Genomic DNA, 17,089 nt, shown 5'->3' on the forward strand with positions numbered 1-17,089 from the left:
GATTAACGCACCTTCAGCGTGGCCAGGCCAATCAGCACCAGCATTAGCGAAATAATCCAGAAGCGCACAATGACGCGCGGTTCCGGCCAGCCCTTAAGTTCATAGTGGTGATGGATCGGCGCCATGCGGAAAATACGCTGGCCGCGCAACTTAAACGATCCCACCTGCAGGATCACCGACAGCGTTTCAACCACAAACACGCCGCCCATGATCACCAGTAAAAATTCCTGACGCAGCAACACCGCAATGGTGCCCAGCGCGCCGCCCAGTGCCAGCGAACCCACGTCGCCCATAAAGACCTGAGCCGGATAGGTGTTGAACCACAGGAAGCCCAGCCCTGCCCCGACAATGGCGGTACAGACAATCACCAGCTCACCGGCGTGACGCAGATAGGGAATGTGCAGATATTCAGCAAACTTCACGTTACCGGTGGCCCAGGCAACCAGCGCAAAGCCCGCGGCGACAAAGACGGTTGGCATAATCGCCAGCCCATCCAGGCCATCGGTCAGATTGACCGCGTTACCCGTTCCGACAATCACAAAGTAAGCCAGCAGCACATAAAACAGACCTAGCTGCGGCATGATGTCTTTGAAAAAGGGCACGACCAGTTGGGTCGCGGGGGTATCTTTACCCGCCGCATAGAGCCCGAACGCGACGCCCAGCGAAATCACCGACATCCAGAAATATTTCCAGCGGGCGATCAGGCCTTTGGTGTCTTTGCGTACTACTTTGCGGTAGTCATCGACAAAACCGATGATGCCAAAGCCGATTAACACGAACAGCACGCACCAGACATAAGGATTCGACGGATAGGCCCACATCAGCACCGAAATGGTGATGGAGGTCAGAATCATGATGCCGCCCATGGTCGGCGTGCCGCGCTTACTGAAATGCGATTCCGGGCCATCGTTACGGACGACCTGGCCAATCTGTAATTTCTGCAGCCAGGCGATCAGGCGCGGCCCCATCCAGAGAGAGATGAATAACGCGGTCAGCAGGCTGACAATGGCGCGAAACGTCAGATAGGAAAAGACGTTAAATCCCGAATAAAAAGCGACCAGATGCTCGGCCAGCCAAACTAACATGTTCCTTTCTCCTTTAAGCTCTGTACTACCTGCTCCATGGCGGCACTACGTGAACCTTTTATCAGGACGGTAATTTCTGAGTGTTCGGACAACAATTGACGCAAACGTTCAGTCAGCGCAGTCTTATCGCTGAAATGTTCGCCAACTTCACTGCTTTCACTGATGAAATGGCTGAATTTTCCGGTGCTCAGCACGCGATCAATGCCTGCGTCACGTGCCGCTTGCCCCACTTCGCGGTGACAACTTTCGGTCTCTTCACCCAGTTCCGCCATATCACCCGTGACCAGCACCCGGTAACCCGGCATCTCTGACAGGACCTGAACAGCTGCTGTCATCGAACCGACGTTAGCGTTATAGCTGTCATCCAGCAGCAGCTGATGCGCAGAGAGGCGAACCGGGAACAAACGACCTGGCACCGACTGCAGGTTTTTCAGCCCCTGCTGAACGGCGCTAAGCGGTGCATCCACTGACAGAGCCAGTGCCGCCGCCGCCAGGGCGTTGGCGATGTTATGCCGACCCGGCAATGGCAGCACGATCTCAGCTTCGCCACGCGGCGTTATCATCACAAAATGAGTACCATCCTGAGCAATGCGGATATCACGGGCGGAGAATTCACACTCTGCCGCCTGCGGTGAGAAACGCCACACGGTTTTATCCTGCAGCGTGCTCTGCCAGTTGGGCCAGTCATTGCTCTCTGCGTTCAGAATCGCAATGCCGTGAGCCGGTAAGCCCTGGAAAATCTCGCCCTTGGCTTTAGCAACACCGGCCAGCGAACCAAAGCCTTCCAGATGCGCCGCGGCCAGGTTATTCACCAGCGCGCTTTCCGGTTGAACCAGTCCGGTGGTGTAGGCGATTTCGCCCTGATGATTCGCACCGAGTTCGATGACCGCATACTGATGTTCTGCGGTCAGCCGCAGCAGCGTCATCGGTACGCCATAATCGTTGTTAAGATTGCCTGCGGTGTAGAGCGTTTCGCCACACTCACGCAGAATCGCCGCCGTCATCTCTTTAACCGAGGTTTTGCCGGAGGAGCCGGTCAGCGCCACTACACGGGCGTTCGACTGCTGACGAACCCATGCGCCCAGCCTGCCAAAGGCGAGACGGGTATCTTCAACCACCACCTGTGGCACAGCGACAGGTAAATGCTTACTTACCAGTAGCGCCTGTGCGCCATTCGCAATGGCATCGCCGGCGAAGTCGTGCGCATCAAAGCGTTCGCCCACCAGCGCAACAAACAGGCTGCCCGCCGTCACTTTGCGGGTATCAGTAGTCACGTCACTCAGCGTTAAATCGCTGCCGTGCAGCGTGCCGCCGGTGATCTCCGCCAGGGTTTTTAATGAAACCGGAATCATGCAACGCCCCCCAGCAGTGCCGCAACGGTGGCACGATCGGAGTAGTCGAGACGGCGGTTGCCGATGATCTGATAATCTTCATGGCCTTTGCCAGCCACCAGCACGATATCGTCGGGCTGCGCCTGCATAATGGTGTTAGTGACCGCCTGCGCACGACCAGAGACCACGCGGGCGCGGCCTGGGTCCAGCAAACCGGTCAGAATATCTTTTACAATCGCCTGCGGATCTTCGCTGCGCGGATTGTCATCCGTAATCACCACCACATCCGCATATTGCTCAGCAATCGCGCCCATTAACGGGCGTTTGCCTTTGTCACGGTCGCCGCCGCAGCCAAACAGGCACCAGAGTTTTCCTTTGCAGTGCAGGCGTGCCGCTTCCAGCGCTTTTTCCAGCGCATCCGGGGTGTGGGCATAATCCACGACAACCGTCGGTTTTCCTGCGGCGCTGAACACTTCCATACGCCCGTTGACCGGCTGCAACTGCGGTGCAACGCTGATTAGCGTCGCCAGCGGATAATCCAGTGACAGCAGCGTCGCCAGCGCCAGCATCAGATTGCTGACGTTGAAGGCACCCATCAGCGGACTGTCGATTTCGCCGTTGCCCCAGCTGGAGCTGAAACGAATATGTGCGCCGTTATCGTGGTAATCCACCGCATCGGCTTTAAGCCAGCGCCCGTGGCAGCCCGGCTGGAGGTTATCCTCCATGGTGACCGCAACGGCATCAGGTAAGCGCGCCAGCCAGCGACGGCCGACTTCGTCATCCGCGTTAAGAATCGCCTGCCCGACCTGATGCTCAGAAAAGAGCAGCCATTTAGCTGACTCATAGCTCTGCATATCACCGTGGTAATCGAGGTGATCGCGACTGAGATTGGTGAAGACCGCCGCGGCAAACGGCAGCGCAGCGACGCGATGCTGAACCAGTCCGTGTGACGAGATTTCCATTGCGGTCAGGGTCGCCCCTTTTTCAGCCAGATCGTGCAGCAGATGCTGAACATCAACCGCTGAACCCGTGGTATTTTCTGCCGCCGCTAAGTGACCTACCAGCCCATTACCGACGGTGCCCATCACCGCGCTGGTCTCACCCAGTAGCGTCGCCCACTGCGCCAGCAGCTGGGTGGTGGTGGTTTTACCGTTGGTGCCGGTGACGCCAATCAGCTTCTGTTTTTCGCCCGGCTGCTGATAAAAACGGCCTGCCAGGGCCGAAAGGCGCTGATGCAGCTGCGCCAGATAGATAACCGGTACGCCGTGCATTTCACGGATTTCGCCGTCGACCGCTTCACCCTCAGCTTCCGCCACCACAGCGGCAACGCCCTGCGCAATTGCCTGCGGAATGAAACGGCGTCCATCAACCTGATGGCCTGCAACAGCGACAAACAGATCGCCAGAAGCCGCAATGCGGCTATCCAGGGTCATGTCACGCAGTGGGCGCGCCGGCGCGCCTGGCACCCAGGGGCCGAGTAAATCGCGCAGGTTACGATCTGTCACTTGATTCCTCACTTCTGTTAGTCACCAGCTCATTCTTGTCATTGGTCGGTAACGCGTCCGGCTCGATGTTCATGGTACGCAGTACGCCACCCATGATGGCTCCAAATACCGGTGCAGAGACCGCACCGCCGTAATACTTGCCGGCCTGGGGATCGTTGATCACCACCACCAGCGCGAATCGGGGATGACTGGCAGGCGCGACGCCTGCGGTGTAGGCAATGTATTTATTGACGTAGCGTCCGTCCGGCCCGACCTTTTTCGCCGTACCGGTTTTTATCGCAATGCGATAACCCTTGATTGCCGCTTTGACGCCCCCGCCACCGGGCAGCGCCACGCTTTCCATCATGTGCATCACGGTTTTCACCAGTGACTCATCGAAAACGCGTTGTCCCGCGACGGGCGGATCCACTTTGGTGATCGACAGCGGGCGATTAATGCCATAGCTGCCAATCGTTGCGTAGACTCGCGCTAACTGTAACGGCGTTACCATTAGCCCGTAGCCGAAAGAGAAGGTGGCCCTCTCTATGTCAGACCACCGTTGTTTTTTAGGGTATAAGCCACTGCTTTCCCCGACCAGCCCCAAATTGGTCGGTTTGCCCAGTCCAAAGCGCGCGTAAGTTTCTACCAGCGCTGAGGAAGGCATCGCTAACGCCAGACGTGAAACACCGACGTTACTCGACTTCTGTAAAACCCCTGTCAGGGTCAATTCGTTGTAGCGCGCCACATCTTTGATCTCATGACCATTGACGCGGTACGGCACGGTATTCAGGACACTGTTCTCTCTCACCACACCACGCTGCAGCGCCGTCATCACCACCATCGGCTTCACGGTAGAGCCAGGTTCGAAAATGTCGGTGATGGCGCGGTTACGCATCAGATCTTTTGGCGTGTTGCCGAGATTGTTCGGGTTGTAAGCCGGGCTGTTGGCCATCGCCAGCACTTCACCGGTATTGACATCCACCAGCACCGCCGTACCCGATTCCGCTTTGTTAAAGGCAACGGCGTTATTCAGTTCACGGTAAACCAGCGCCTGTAACCGCTCATCAATGCTCAGCGTCAGGTTATGAGCGGCCCGGCTGTCCACCGAAGAGATATCCTCGATGACCCGACCGTACCGATCTTTGCGCACCGTCCGCTCGCCGGGTGCACCGGTCAGCCACTTATCAAAGCTCTTCTCGATGCCTTCAATGCCCTGCCCGTCGATGTTGGTAAAGCCAATGAGATGGGAGGTGACCTGTCCGGCAGGATAGTAACGGCGCGACTCTTCGCGCAGATGAATACCGGGAAGTTTGAGTTTTTTAACGTAGTCGCCGATAGCCGGATTGACCTGGCGCGCCAGATAGACAAAGCGGCCTTTGGGATTGGCATTCACGCGGGCGGCCAGCTGATCAAGGGGAATAGAGAGCGCATCGGAAAGCGCCTTCCAGCGGCTGTCCAGCGTCACGCCGCCACCGGCGTGCAGCTCTTTGGGATCGGCCCAGATAGCGTTGACCGGCACGCTGACTGCCAGCGGACGTCCGGCGCGATCGCTGATCATACCGCGTGAGGTGGGCACCGCCTGAACACGCAGCGAGCGCAGATCGCCCTCTTTTACCAGCTTGCCAGGATTAATCACCTGCAGCCAGGCCACACGTGACAGCAATCCACCCAGCGCCAGTAAAATACAGCCGCACAGCAACGCAAAACGCCAGCTTACAAAGCTGGCTTTATCTTCCGGTTTCTTCAATTTCAGCGTTCTGCCTGTGCCGCTCATTCGCTATCTGAGGTCCTTATTTCTGCACCACGATATTTTCTTGTGAAGGATCAACGTGCTGCAGTTGCAGCTTCTCGGTGGCGATGCGTTCAACACGGCTGTGATCGCCCAGTGCATTCTCTTCCAGGATCAGGTTGCGCCACTCGATATCGAGTGCGTCACGCTCCAGCACCAGCTGTTCGCGCTGCGCGGTTAATAGTCGTGTTTTATGGGTGGTAGTCACCACCAGCACGGCAGAAACCACCACAGCGATCAGCAACAGCACCGGAATCTTGCCTTTTCGCAGCAGATCCCCGCCGATGACGGCAGGCAGACTGTGACGCTCATTACCGATCATGCGTCGGTTTTCTCCGCGATACGTAATACCGAGCTGCGCGCACGTGGGTTTTCAGAGACTTCAGCGTCACCCGGCGACATTTTGCCGAGCAACTTCAGTTCACGCCCACCCAGGGCACGCAGCTGATGTTCAGTCATGGGAATCCCAGGCGGCACCTGCGGCCCGCGACTCTGATCGCGCATAAAGCGCTTCACCAGCCGATCTTCCAGTGAATGGAAGCTGATAACAGAGAGACGACCCTGCGGAGCCAGCACTTCAACAGCGCCTTTCAGGGCAATATCGATCTCTTCCAGTTCGCTGTTAATCCAGATACGAATCGCCTGGAAGCTGCGCGTGGCCGGATGCTTAAACTTATCTTTTACCGGCATGGCGATTGAGATCACCTCAGCCAGTTCACGGGTCCGGGTCATCGGCTGTTCGCGATTACGCTCGACAATGGCCCGGGCGATGCGTTTGGCGAATCGCTCTTCACCGTAGGTCTTCAGGACAAACGCGATATCCGCCTCTTCTGCGTGCAGCAACCATTCTGCGGCGGAGTGCCCGCGCGACGGGTCCATTCGCATATCCAGCGGTCCGTCACGCATAAAGGAGAAGCCACGTTCGGCGTCATCCAGTTGCGGTGATGAAACCCCCAGGTCCAGCAAAATGCCGTCAATCTTTCCGACCAGATCCCGTTCAGAGACATACTCTGCCAGCGCGGAAAAAGGGCCATGAATAATTGAAAAACGCGGGTCGGTGATCTCTGCGGCAGCGGCGATAGCTTGCGGATCACGATCGATGGCGATCAGCTTTCCCTTCTCTCCCAGCTGCGAAAGAATCAGGCGTGAATGGCCACCACGACCAAAAGTGCCGTCGATGTAAATACCGTCTTCCCTGATATTGAGGCCGTTAACCGCCTCATCCAACAGCACGGTGGTATGTTTGAAATTTTCCTGCATAGCTATAGCGACAAGTCCTGCAACCGCTCAGATAAAGGCTCCTGAGCCGACTGTTCTGCGTCAATATCGTCCCTGACTTGTTGATACCAGGTCTGTTCATCCCACAGCTCAAACTTATTGAACTGTCCAACCAGCATCACTTCTTTGGTTAATTTTGCGTGCTGCCGAAGCGTATTCGCCAGCAGCAGGCGGCCTGCATTATCCATCTGACATTCACTGGCATGCCCCAGCAGCAAACGCTGCACGCGGCGCTCAAGTGGATTCATACTGGAAAGGCGTGCCAGCTTTTTTTCAATGATTTCCCATTCGGGCAGGGTATAAAGCAACAGGCATGGCTGGTGGAGGTCGATGGTACAGACCATCTGCCCCTGAGACTCCCCAATCAGCAAATCGCGATATCGCGTAGGTACGGCGAGCCGCCCTTTGCTGTCGAGATTGACTAACGTTGCTCCGCGGAACATGCCAGTCTCTTCTCCTCATCACCCATTTACGCCACTTTATCCCACTTTTTACCACGAAACGAGTTTAAGGATCCCATGAAATCCTTGTCAAGCCGGAGCGGCAGGTGAATATCACTATTTACAGAGTGAAGAATTAATCTCTGGCGACGATATAAACGAATAAAAGGGGAAAGTAAAAATTAAGCCGATGAATACCTGAATAAAAAAAACGACCCGGGAAAAAACGACTAAAAATGAAACAATGTAAAGGGCTAAATATTAATCGTGGTTTCTGAGACAGCGGCGGCATTTTAGGGGATTTCCGAAAGGAAGCCCAGCGGCTTAAGGCCAGACGGGAAAGTAAGTTTGTTGAAGTTGTAAGCAGATAATAAAAATAACCCTTTCTGCTTTGTTAGATTTGATGAGCAGAATTTACGCTTTTTTACGTCGACCTGTTTATTTAATCAGTTAAATCGTTAAATAAAATGGGCGGGCAGCGTAATACTGCCCGTGGCTCATTTAACTTTTCGGCTTAATTGTCCGCGACGGTATAAATTACGGCGAATGCGGGTTAACCCGGGTTTTGGTTTTCTGGGTTCATCCAGCGAGGCTAAAACTAATTCCAGCACGCGCTCTGCCACGTCGCGATGACGCTGACCCACCGCCAGCACCGGACACTCAAGAAAGTCCAGTAATTCGTGGTCGCCAAAGGTGGCGATGGCCAGCTCGGTCGGAAGCCGTCCGTCTCGTTTCAGCGTCACATCCATCACACCCTGCAGCAAGCCAAATGAGGTGGTAAAAAGCGCCTCGGGCATCGGGTGATCTTCAAGGTATTGTTCAAACAGTGCCGCGGCGGCTGTGCGTTCGAAGCTATTGCAGTAGATATAGTCAATCGGCCGGGGATCGTCTTTCCATGCATCGCGGAAACCCAGCTCGCGCAGGAAACTTACCGACAGCTCGGGTAACGCACCGAGGAACAGCACATTTTTAACCTCAAGCTGACGCAGTTCAGCCGCCAGCATATGGGCATCGTCCTGATCGGCACCCACTACGCTGGTGAAATGTTCACGATCCAGCGCGCGATCTAACGCAATAATCGGCAGGGGATCGTTGATCCAGCGCTGATAAAAGGGATGCTCTGGCGGTAACGAGGTAGAGACGATGATCGCATCGACCTGGCGCTGTAACAGATGCTCAATGCAGCGCATCTCGTTATCGGGCTGATCTTCAGAACAGGCGATCAGCAGCTGATAGCCGCGCTGACGGGCCTGCCGCTCAAGATAGTTCGCAATACGGGTATAACTGGTATTTTCCAGATCGGGGATCACTAACCCAATTGAGCGCGTACGCCCGGCGCGCAGCCCGGCAGCCACCGCATTGGGGTGATAATTATGCTCACGTACCACCGCCATGACTTTCTCAACGGTTTTGTCGCTGACACGATACTGCCGCGCTTTGCCATTGATCACATAACTGGCCGTGGTGCGCGACACGCCTGCCAAACGCGCAATTTCATCCAGTTTCACGATAACCCCACCATCAAATCCGCTTTTACGGCAGAAATAGCCGCAGTTAAGCTATGGATAACTCATGGCTATCATCTAACAGCAGAAAAGTGCGCGGAGCAACCGCTTTTCTGAATGTAACTCGCCTGGCGCATAAAAAATAAAAAAACCCGGCATTTCGCCGGGTTAGGTGAGGATTGATGATGACGCTGCGTGATTAACGCATGATACGATCGCCGCGTGAAACGCCGACGATACCGGAGCGTGCCACTTCAACAATTTCGGCCACATCGCGAACGGTATTCAGGAAGGCGTCCAGTTTGTCACTGGTGCCTGCCAGCTGAACCGTGTACAGCGTCGGCGTCACGTCGATGATCTGACCGCGGAAGATCTCGGCGTTACGCTTCACCTCTTCGCGGCCATAACCGCTCGCCTGAATCTTCACCAGCATGATTTCGCGCTCAACATAGGCGCCCTGCCCCAGCTCGGTAACGCGCAGCACATCTACCAGCTTGTGCAGCTGCTTTTCAATCTGCTCCAGCACCTTCTGATCGCCCACCGTCTGAATGGTCATCCGCGACAGCGTAGGATCATCCGTTGGTGCCACGGTCAGGCTCTCAATGTTATAGCCGCGCTGTGAGAACAGGCCGACGACACGGGATAATGCGCCGGATTCGTTCTCCAGCAGAACTGATAAAATACGACGCATAATTATGTCCTCTCCGTTTTGCTCAACCACATCTCATCCATGCTGCCACCGCGAATCTGCATCGGGTAAACATGCTCGCTACCGTCAACGGTGACATCCACAAATACCAGACGTCCCTTCGCCAGGGTTTCCAGCGCCAGCGCCAGCTTCTCTTCCAGCTCAGCCGGGTGCTCAATCGCGATCCCGACGTGGCCGTAGGCTTCCGCCAGACGCACGAAGTCAGGCAGTGACTCCATATAAGACTGGGAGTGACGACCGGAGTAGATCATATCCTGCCACTGCTTCACCATGCCCAGCACCCGGTTATTCAGGTTCAGCACCAGCACCGGCAGATCGTACTGCAGCGCGGTGGAAAGCTCCTGAATGTTCATCTGGATACTGCCATCGCCCGTTACGCAGATGACTGTTTCGTCCGGCAGCGCCATCTTCACGCCCAGCGCAGCAGGCAGGCCAAAGCCCATGGTGCCCAGACCGCCGGAGTTGATCCAGCGACGCGGTTTGTCGAAAGGATAATAGAGCGCAGCAAACATCTGATGCTGGCCCACATCCGAGGTCACATACGCATCGCCTTTGGTCAGACGGCTGATGGTTTCAATCACTGCCTGCGGCTTGATTTTGTCGCTGGTGCGATCAAATTCCAGGCAGTGACGACTGCGCCAGCCCTCAATCTCCTGCCACCAGTCGTGCAGGCTCTCAGCGCGCAGGCTTTCGCTTTGTGCCAGTAACTCCAGCATCTGCTGCAGCACCTGCTTCGCATCACCGACAATCGGGATATCCGCCGCCACCGTCTTAGAGATAGAGGTCGGGTCGATATCGATATGCATCACCGTGGCGTTGGGACAATACTTCGCCAGGTTGTTGGTGGTGCGGTCATCGAAGCGCACACCAATACCAAAAATCAGGTCGGTATTGTGCATCGTCATGTTGGCTTCGTACGTGCCGTGCATACCGAGCATGCCAACGCACTGACGATGAGTGCCAGGGAACGCGCCCAGGCCCATCAGCGAGGTCGTCACCGGAATATTCAGGCTTTCGGCCAGCTTTAACAGTTCGGCTTCGCAGCCTGCGGTAATGGCACCACCACCAGCGTAGATCACCGGCTTCTTCGCGGCCAGCAACGTGGTCAGCGCACGCTTAATCTGACCTTTATGGCCCTGAATGGTCGGATTGTAGGAGCGCATGCTCACCGTATCCGGCCAGTGATAAGGCAACTTATTGGCCGGATTCAGAATATCTTTCGGCAGATCGATCACCACCGGCCCCGGACGTCCGGTGGAAGCCAGCCAGAACGCCTTTTTCAACACGGTTGGGATCTCTTCGGTACTTTTCACCAGGAAGCTGTGCTTCACTACCGGACGAGAGATGCCGACCATGTCGCACTCCTGAAAGGCGTCATAGCCAATCAGCGACGAGGGAACCTGACCCGAGAGGATCACCAGCGGAATCGAGTCCATATAGGCGGTGGCGATACCGGTAATCGCATTGGTTGCGCCGGGTCCGGAGGTGACGAGCACCACGCCGACTTCACCGGTGGCGCGCGCCAGGCCGTCAGCCATGTGCACCGCACCCTGCTCATGACGCACCAGAATGTGATCGATACCCCCGACGGTTTGCAGCGCATCATAGATATCCAACACTGCGCCACCCGGATAACCGAATACCTGCTTAACGCCCTGATCGATTAACGAACGGACGACCATTTCGGCTCCTGACAACATCTCCATCTTCTGCCTCCAGGCTTGAGGACCCGGCTCTGTTAATACGCCCGTTAGCGCGTACCACAAAGCCCCGGTGCCTGCTTTGCCAATCAAAATCTTATGTTTATGCATGACAGCGGAAACAACTGCCGCTGTCCGGTTACAGAGAAATCTGTTGAGTTTATTTTTCTGAGAGTAGGTCGATTACCATAACCGCAGTTAACCGGGCAGGCAAACCGCAAACCCACGTAAATTAAAAGGCAGGGGCGTAAAGGCTCTGCCCGATAAGAATTGGCTGCGCGGATTAATCTAATTACGCGGCAGAACCGCAGAGGAAAATGCTGATTAAGAAATTATTTTCAGCGTGATCTAAGAAATAACGAAAACTTATTACCCGGCTGCTCTGGCCCACAATCGCCTGACACTTTTCTTTTCTGGCGTAATTAACCAGTAAATCGCTGAGACGCATTCGATTATGCTAAAGAGCAGGTGATATATCCTGTATCCTCGTGAGACACCCTCCCGATAAAGTCTTTAATTTTCAACACAATAAAATCAAAGACCCGCAGAATCAGTGCTCATTCCCGGGTCGATTGCCTCCGCAGTCACTACGGCGTTGTTCATTACGCTGCCTGACCGTTAAATAACAGAATATCTTCCTCTGGCACCACTAAGAATACCCCTGCATTGAAGGTTGACATCCCTGAGTGATTCCAGTACCAATATGTACAGCACAACATTTTATAAGGTTTGAATCCATGTTTCGTTCTGTTCGCCTTCTCGGTCTACTACTAAACGCACTCAGCTTGCGCGGTAGACTTGTGGGCGGAATCAAACACTGATTCAAACCTGCTGAAAGTTAAAAACCCGCGCCTGTCGCGGGTTTTTTTATGCTCGTTGCCAGGCCAGAAAAAGCATAAGGATGATTACGATGAGCCAGCAAGTCATTATTTTCGATACCACTCTGCGCGACGGTGAGCAGGCATTACAGGCCAGCCTGAGTGTGAAAGAAAAATTGCAGATTGCTTTAGCGCTGGAGCGCATGGGCGTGGATGTGATGGAAGTCGGTTTCCCGGTCTCCTCACCGGGCGACTTTGAGTCTGTGCAGACCATTGCGCGCACCATTAAAAACAGTCGGGTCTGCGGTCTGGCACGCTGTGTGGAAAAAGATATTGATGCGGCGTACGAATCACTGCGCGTTGCCGAAGCCTTCCGTATTCATACCTTTATCGCTACCTCACCGATGCACATCGCCACCAAACTGCGCAGCACGCTGCCGGAAGTGATTGAGCGTGCGGTGCATATGGTGAAACGTGCGCGTAATTATACCAGCGACGTTGAGTTCTCCTGCGAAGATGGCGGCCGTACCCCGATTGATGACCTGTGCCGGATGGTAGAAGCCACGATTAACGCCGGTGCCACCACCATCAACATCCCGGACACCGTTGGCTACACCTTGCCAGGCGAGTATGCCCACATCATCGGCGAACTGATGAATCGCGTTCCTAACATCGACAAAGCAATTATCTCTGTTCACACCCACGATGACCTGGGTATGGCAACCGGCAACGCCCTGGCTGCCGTACAGGCGGGCGCGCGTCAGGTTGAAGGAACGATGAATGGCCTGGGTGAACGTGCCGGTAACTGTGCGCTGGAAGAGGTGATCATGGCGATTAAAACCCGCCAGCAGATCATGAACGTGCATACCAATATCAATCATCAGGAAATCTACCGTACCAGCCAGATGGTCAGCCAGATCTGCAACATGCCGATCCCGGCGAACAAGGCAGTGGTCGGCTCTAACGCCTTCGCTCACTCCTCGGGTATCCATCAGGATGGCGTGCTGAAGAACCGCGAGAACTATGAAATCCTGACGCCGGAATCGATCGGCTTACACAAAATACAGCTGAACCTGACCTCACGTTCTGGCCGCGCGGCGGTAAAACATCGCATGGAAGAGATGGGCTATGCCGAGCAGGATTACAATCTGGATACGCTGTATGACGCCTTCCTGAAACTGGCCGATAAAAAAGGGCAGGTTTTCGATTACGACCTGGAAGCGCTGGCCTTCATCAACAAACAGAATGAAGAGCCGGAACATTTCCAGCTGCGCGAATTTAACGTCCAGACCGGTTCCAGCATCACCGCCACCGCCTCTGTCAATCTGGGCTGCGGCGATGTCGCTAAATCGGATGCAGCCACCGGTAACGGCCCGGTTGACGCGGTCTACCAGGCGATTAACCGTATCACCCAGTTCGACGCTGAGCTGGTTAACTACAAGCTGACCGCGAAAGGCCACGGCGAGAATGCGCTGGGTCAGGTCGATATCGTCGTGAGCTACAACGGCCGCAAGTTCCACGGCATTGGTCTGGCGACCGATATTGTGGAGTCCTCCGCCAAAGCGATGGTCAACGCTCTGAACAATATCTGGCGTGCCCGTCAGGTTGAACAAGAATTGCAGCGCAAATTTAAAGATCAGAAGGAAACCGTATAACCATGTCCAGCTCATCTCATATCGCAGTTTTACCCGGTGATGGTATCGGCCCGGAAGTGATGGCGCAGGCTATGAAAGTGCTGGATGCCATTCGTCAGCGCTTTGATATGCAGATCACCACCCAGGAGTATGCGGTCGGCGGCATTGCTATCGATCAGCATGGTGAACCCCTGCCACCCGCAACGGTTGCAGGCTGCGAGCAGGCCGACGCAATTCTGTTTGGTTCCGTTGGCGGCCCGAAATGGGAACACTTACCGCCGGCATCGCAACCGGAGCGCGGTGCGCTGCTGCCGCTGCGCAAACACTTTAAGCTGTTCAGTAACCTCCGTCCGGCTGCACTCTACAGCGGACTGGAGGCGTTTTGCCCGCTGCGCGCCGACATTGCTGCCAAAGGTTTCGACATTCTGTGCGTGCGTGAACTGACCGGCGGCATCTACTTTGGTCAGCCGAAAGGACGTGAAGGCAGCGGCCCGGAAGAGCGTGCATTTGATACCGAGGTTTATCACCGTTTCGAAATTGAGCGCATCGCCCGCATCGCGTTTGAATCGGCGCGCAAACGCCGTAACAAAGTCACCTCGGTTGATAAAGCCAACGTGCTGCAGACCTCCGTGATGTGGCGTGAAATCGTCAACGAAGTGGCCAAAGAGTACCCGGACGTGCAGCTGAGCCACATCTATATCGACAACGCCACTATGCAGTTGATCAAAGACCCGTCGCAGTTTGACGTGCTGCTCTGCTCCAACCTGTTCGGCGATATTCTCTCTGATGAGTGCGCCATGATCACCGGCTCAATGGGGATGCTGCCTTCCGCCAGCCTGAATGAAGCGGGCTTTGGCCTGTTTGAACCCGCGGGTGGCTCGGCGCCGGATATCGCCGGTCAGAATATTGCCAACCCGGTCGCCCAGATCCTGTCACTGTCGCTGCTGCTGCGTTACAGCCTGAATGCCGATGAGGCTGCCGACAGTATCGAACGCGCCATCAGCCGTGCGCTGGAACAGGGCTACCGCACCAAAGATTTAGCCGGTGATGGTCCAGCGGTCAGCACAGATGAGATGGGCAGCATCATTGCTCGCTTTATCGCCGAGGAAAAATAAAAAAATGAAAACCTTATACCAGAAGTTATTTGATGCACATGTCGTCCATGAAACGCCAGAAGAAACGCCGTTACTCTACATTGATCGCCATCTGATCCATGAAGTGACCTCGCCCCAGGCCTTTGATGGTCTGCGCGCCCACGGACGTAAAGTCCGTCAGCCGGGCAAAACCTTTGCCACGATGGATCACAACGTTTCTACGCAGACCAAAGATATCAATGCATCGGGCGAGATGGCGCGTATCCAGATGCAGGAGCTGATGAAGAACTGCGCTGAGTTTGGCGTACAGCTGTATGACCTGAATCATCCGTTCCAGGGCATCGTCCACGTTATCGGTCCTGAGCAGGGCATGACGCTGCCGGGCATGACGATTGTGTGCGGCGACTCGCACACCGCCACGCACGGTGCGTTTGGCTCCCTGGCCTTTGGTATCGGCACCTCTGAAGTTGAACATGTGTTTGCTACCCAGACCCTGAAACAGGGTCGGGCAAAAACCATGAAGATTGAAGTGCTGGGCCAGGCGTCAACCGGCATTACGGCTAAAGATATCGTGCTGGCGATCATCGGCAAAACCGGCAGCGCAGGCGGAACCGGCTATGTGGTCGAATTCTGCGGTCCGGCGATTCAGGCGCTGAGCATGGAAGGTCGTATGACCCTGTGCAACATGGCGATTGAGATGGGTGCGAAAGCGGGCCTGGTGGCACCGGATGAGACCACCTTCAACTATCTGAAAGGTCGTCAGTTCTCGCCGCAGGGTGAGAAATGGGAGCAGGCCGTTGATTACTGGCGCACCCTGAAGTCTGACGAAGGCGCGAAATATGATGCGGTGGTAACGCTGCATGCTGAAGAGATTGCACCGCAGGTCACCTGGGGCACCAATCCGGGTCAGGTCATTGCCGTTGATCAGGTGATCCCGAATCCGGCCTCGTTCGCCGATCCGGTTGAGCGCGCCTCAGCCGAAAAAGCCCTGGCCTACATGAACCTGCAGCCAGGCATCAAACTGACCGATGTGGCGATTGATAAAGTATTTATCGGCTCCTGCACCAACTCACGTATTGAAGATCTGCGTGCCGCCGCCGCCATCGCCAAAGGCCGCAAAGTGGCGCCTGGCGTGGTCGCCATGGTGGTGCCGGGTTCCGGCCCGGTGAAAGCGCAGGCCGAAGCGGAAGGTCTGGACAAAATCTTCCTGGAAGCGGGCTTTGAATGGCGTCTGCCAGGCTGCTCTATGTGTCTGGCGATGAACAATGACCGCCTGAATCCGGGCGAGCGTTGCGCGTCAACCAGCAACCGTAATTTTGAAGGCCGTCAGGGCCGTGGTGGACGTACTCATCTGGTCAGCCCGGCGATGGCCGCGGCGGCTGCCGTAACCGGCCACTTTGCCGACATCCGTGAACTGACGACAGGAGCTTAAGTCATGGCGAATAAATTTACTCAGCACACCGGCATTGTTGCGCCGCTGGATGCCGCGAACGTCGATACGGACGCAATCATTCCCAAGCAGTTTTTGCAGAAGGTCACCCGCACCGGTTTTGGACAGCATCTGTTCCACGACTGGCGCTTTGAAGATGACGCGGGCACCGTGCCAACGCCCGGCTTTGTGCTGAACAAGCCTGAGTTCAAAGGCACCAGCATCCTGCTGGCGCGTGAAAACTTTGGCTGCGGCTCTTCACGTGAGCATGCGCCCTGGGCACTGACCGATTTTGGTTTTCACGTGGTGATTGCGCCGAGCTTCGCGGATATCTTTTATGGCAACAGCTTCAACAACCAGCTGCTGCCGGTGAAGTTAAGCGAAGAGGAAGTGGATGAGCTGTTCAGACTGGTTGCGGACCAGCCCGGCATCAGCTTTACGGTAGACCTGGAGGCGCAGACGGTCACCGCTGGCGATAAAGTCTATTCGTTCGAGCTCGACAGCTTCCGCCGCCACTGCATGATTAACGGCCTGGACAGCATCGGTCTGACGCTGCAGCACGAAGCCTCCATTTCGCAGTATGAGCAGAATCAGCCCGCCTTCCTGCGCTGATTGAGTTAAAGCAGGGCGACATCGGGTCGTAATGCTGATCAGTTAAGATTAGATTTGTAAAGGCTGTCACGGTCAAACGTGGCAGCCTTTTTTCTGGCCGAGCAAGCCGCAGTGCGGGCCAGCGCACCTCTGCTGCTGCCGGGCCGTCCTCGCGCCGCTCACGCGGTACCTTCGGCTTTGA

15 protein-coding genes are annotated in these 17,089 nt (G+C 55.6%); 5 read left to right on the plus strand and 10 right to left on the minus strand.

Going from position 1 to position 17,089, the window contains the following annotated elements; translation table 11 throughout:
- Nucleotides 1–2: 2 nt before the first annotated feature.
- The 10 genes from mraY to ilvI all read right to left on the minus strand — a co-directional run bounded on the left by mraY (nt 3) and on the right by ilvI (nt 11,327).
- Nucleotides 3–1,085, minus strand: a complete 1,083-nt coding sequence (gene mraY, locus HFD95_RS19015) for a phospho-N-acetylmuramoyl-pentapeptide-transferase (protein ID WP_003854755.1) — start codon at nt 1,083–1,085, stop codon at nt 3–5.
- Nucleotides 1,079–2,437, minus strand: coding sequence for a UDP-N-acetylmuramoyl-tripeptide--D-alanyl-D-alanine ligase (gene murF, locus HFD95_RS19020; RefSeq protein WP_033787382.1), 1,359 nt, complete (start codon nt 2,435–2,437; stop codon nt 1,079–1,081). The genes mraY and murF overlap by 7 nt, the downstream gene beginning before the upstream one ends.
- Nucleotides 2,434–3,921: a UDP-N-acetylmuramoyl-L-alanyl-D-glutamate--2,6-diaminopimelate ligase gene (gene murE / locus HFD95_RS19025; RefSeq protein ID WP_010253868.1), complete on the minus strand. Its 1,488-nt coding sequence runs from the start codon at nt 3,919–3,921 to the stop codon at nt 2,434–2,436. Before murE ends, murF begins: the two co-directional genes overlap by 4 nt.
- The gene (locus HFD95_RS19030) at nt 3,908–5,674 is read right to left on the minus strand and encodes a peptidoglycan glycosyltransferase FtsI (protein ID WP_010671821.1); all 1,767 of its coding nucleotides are present in this window, start codon (nt 5,672–5,674) and stop codon (nt 3,908–3,910) included. Before HFD95_RS19030 ends, murE begins: the two co-directional genes overlap by 14 nt.
- 16 nt (nt 5,675–5,690) lie before the next feature.
- Complete coding sequence (gene ftsL / locus HFD95_RS19035; protein ID WP_003854764.1) at nt 5,691–6,011, minus strand: cell division protein FtsL; 321 nt, start codon at nt 6,009–6,011, stop codon at nt 5,691–5,693.
- Nucleotides 6,008–6,949 (minus strand): 16S rRNA (cytosine(1402)-N(4))-methyltransferase RsmH, encoded by a 942-nt coding sequence (gene rsmH / locus HFD95_RS19040; protein WP_010253859.1) that lies wholly within the window; start codon nt 6,947–6,949, stop codon nt 6,008–6,010. Before rsmH ends, ftsL begins: the two co-directional genes overlap by 4 nt.
- 2 nt (nt 6,950–6,951) lie before the next feature.
- Entirely contained in the window at nt 6,952–7,410 is a 459-nt protein-coding gene (gene mraZ, locus HFD95_RS19045) for a division/cell wall cluster transcriptional repressor MraZ (RefSeq protein ID WP_009092149.1), read from the minus strand.
- A gap of 494 nt (nt 7,411–7,904) precedes the next feature.
- Nucleotides 7,905–8,915: a catabolite repressor/activator gene (gene cra / locus HFD95_RS19050; RefSeq protein ID WP_010253851.1), complete on the minus strand. Its 1,011-nt coding sequence runs from the start codon at nt 8,913–8,915 to the stop codon at nt 7,905–7,907.
- A gap of 196 nt (nt 8,916–9,111) precedes the next feature.
- Nucleotides 9,112–9,603, minus strand: a complete 492-nt coding sequence (gene ilvN, locus HFD95_RS19055; RefSeq protein WP_010253849.1) for an acetolactate synthase small subunit — start codon at nt 9,601–9,603, stop codon at nt 9,112–9,114.
- A 2-nt stretch (nt 9,604–9,605) separates the two neighbouring features.
- The gene (gene ilvI / locus HFD95_RS19060) at nt 9,606–11,327 is read right to left on the minus strand and encodes an acetolactate synthase 3 large subunit (RefSeq protein ID WP_122889271.1); all 1,722 of its coding nucleotides are present in this window, start codon (nt 11,325–11,327) and stop codon (nt 9,606–9,608) included.
- Between the two features lie 731 nt (nt 11,328–12,058).
- Between ilvI and leuL the strand changes: the two genes are divergently transcribed.
- From leuL to leuD, 5 genes are all read left to right on the plus strand, one after another.
- The gene (gene leuL, locus HFD95_RS22320; RefSeq protein WP_099257765.1) at nt 12,059–12,142 is read left to right on the plus strand and encodes a leu operon leader peptide; all 84 of its coding nucleotides are present in this window, start codon (nt 12,059–12,061) and stop codon (nt 12,140–12,142) included.
- 89 nt (nt 12,143–12,231) lie between these two features.
- Entirely contained in the window at nt 12,232–13,794 is a 1,563-nt protein-coding gene (leuA, locus tag HFD95_RS19070; protein WP_167430619.1) for a 2-isopropylmalate synthase, read from the plus strand.
- 2 nt (nt 13,795–13,796) lie between these two features.
- Nucleotides 13,797–14,888: a 3-isopropylmalate dehydrogenase gene (gene leuB, locus HFD95_RS19075; protein ID WP_022625403.1), complete on the plus strand. Its 1,092-nt coding sequence runs from the start codon at nt 13,797–13,799 to the stop codon at nt 14,886–14,888.
- Between the two features lie 4 nt (nt 14,889–14,892).
- Nucleotides 14,893–16,299, plus strand: a complete 1,407-nt coding sequence (gene leuC / locus HFD95_RS19080; RefSeq protein WP_010671818.1) for a 3-isopropylmalate dehydratase large subunit — start codon at nt 14,893–14,895, stop codon at nt 16,297–16,299.
- A gap of 3 nt (nt 16,300–16,302) precedes the next feature.
- Nucleotides 16,303–16,908 (plus strand): 3-isopropylmalate dehydratase small subunit, encoded by a 606-nt coding sequence (leuD, locus tag HFD95_RS19085; RefSeq protein ID WP_010253835.1) that lies wholly within the window; start codon nt 16,303–16,305, stop codon nt 16,906–16,908.
- The last annotated feature ends 181 nt before the right edge of the window (nt 16,909–17,089 follow it).

This window comes from Pantoea sp. EKM10T (genome assembly GCF_011800685.1).
Taxonomy (GTDB): domain Bacteria; phylum Pseudomonadota; class Gammaproteobacteria; order Enterobacterales; family Enterobacteriaceae; genus Pantoea; species Pantoea agglomerans.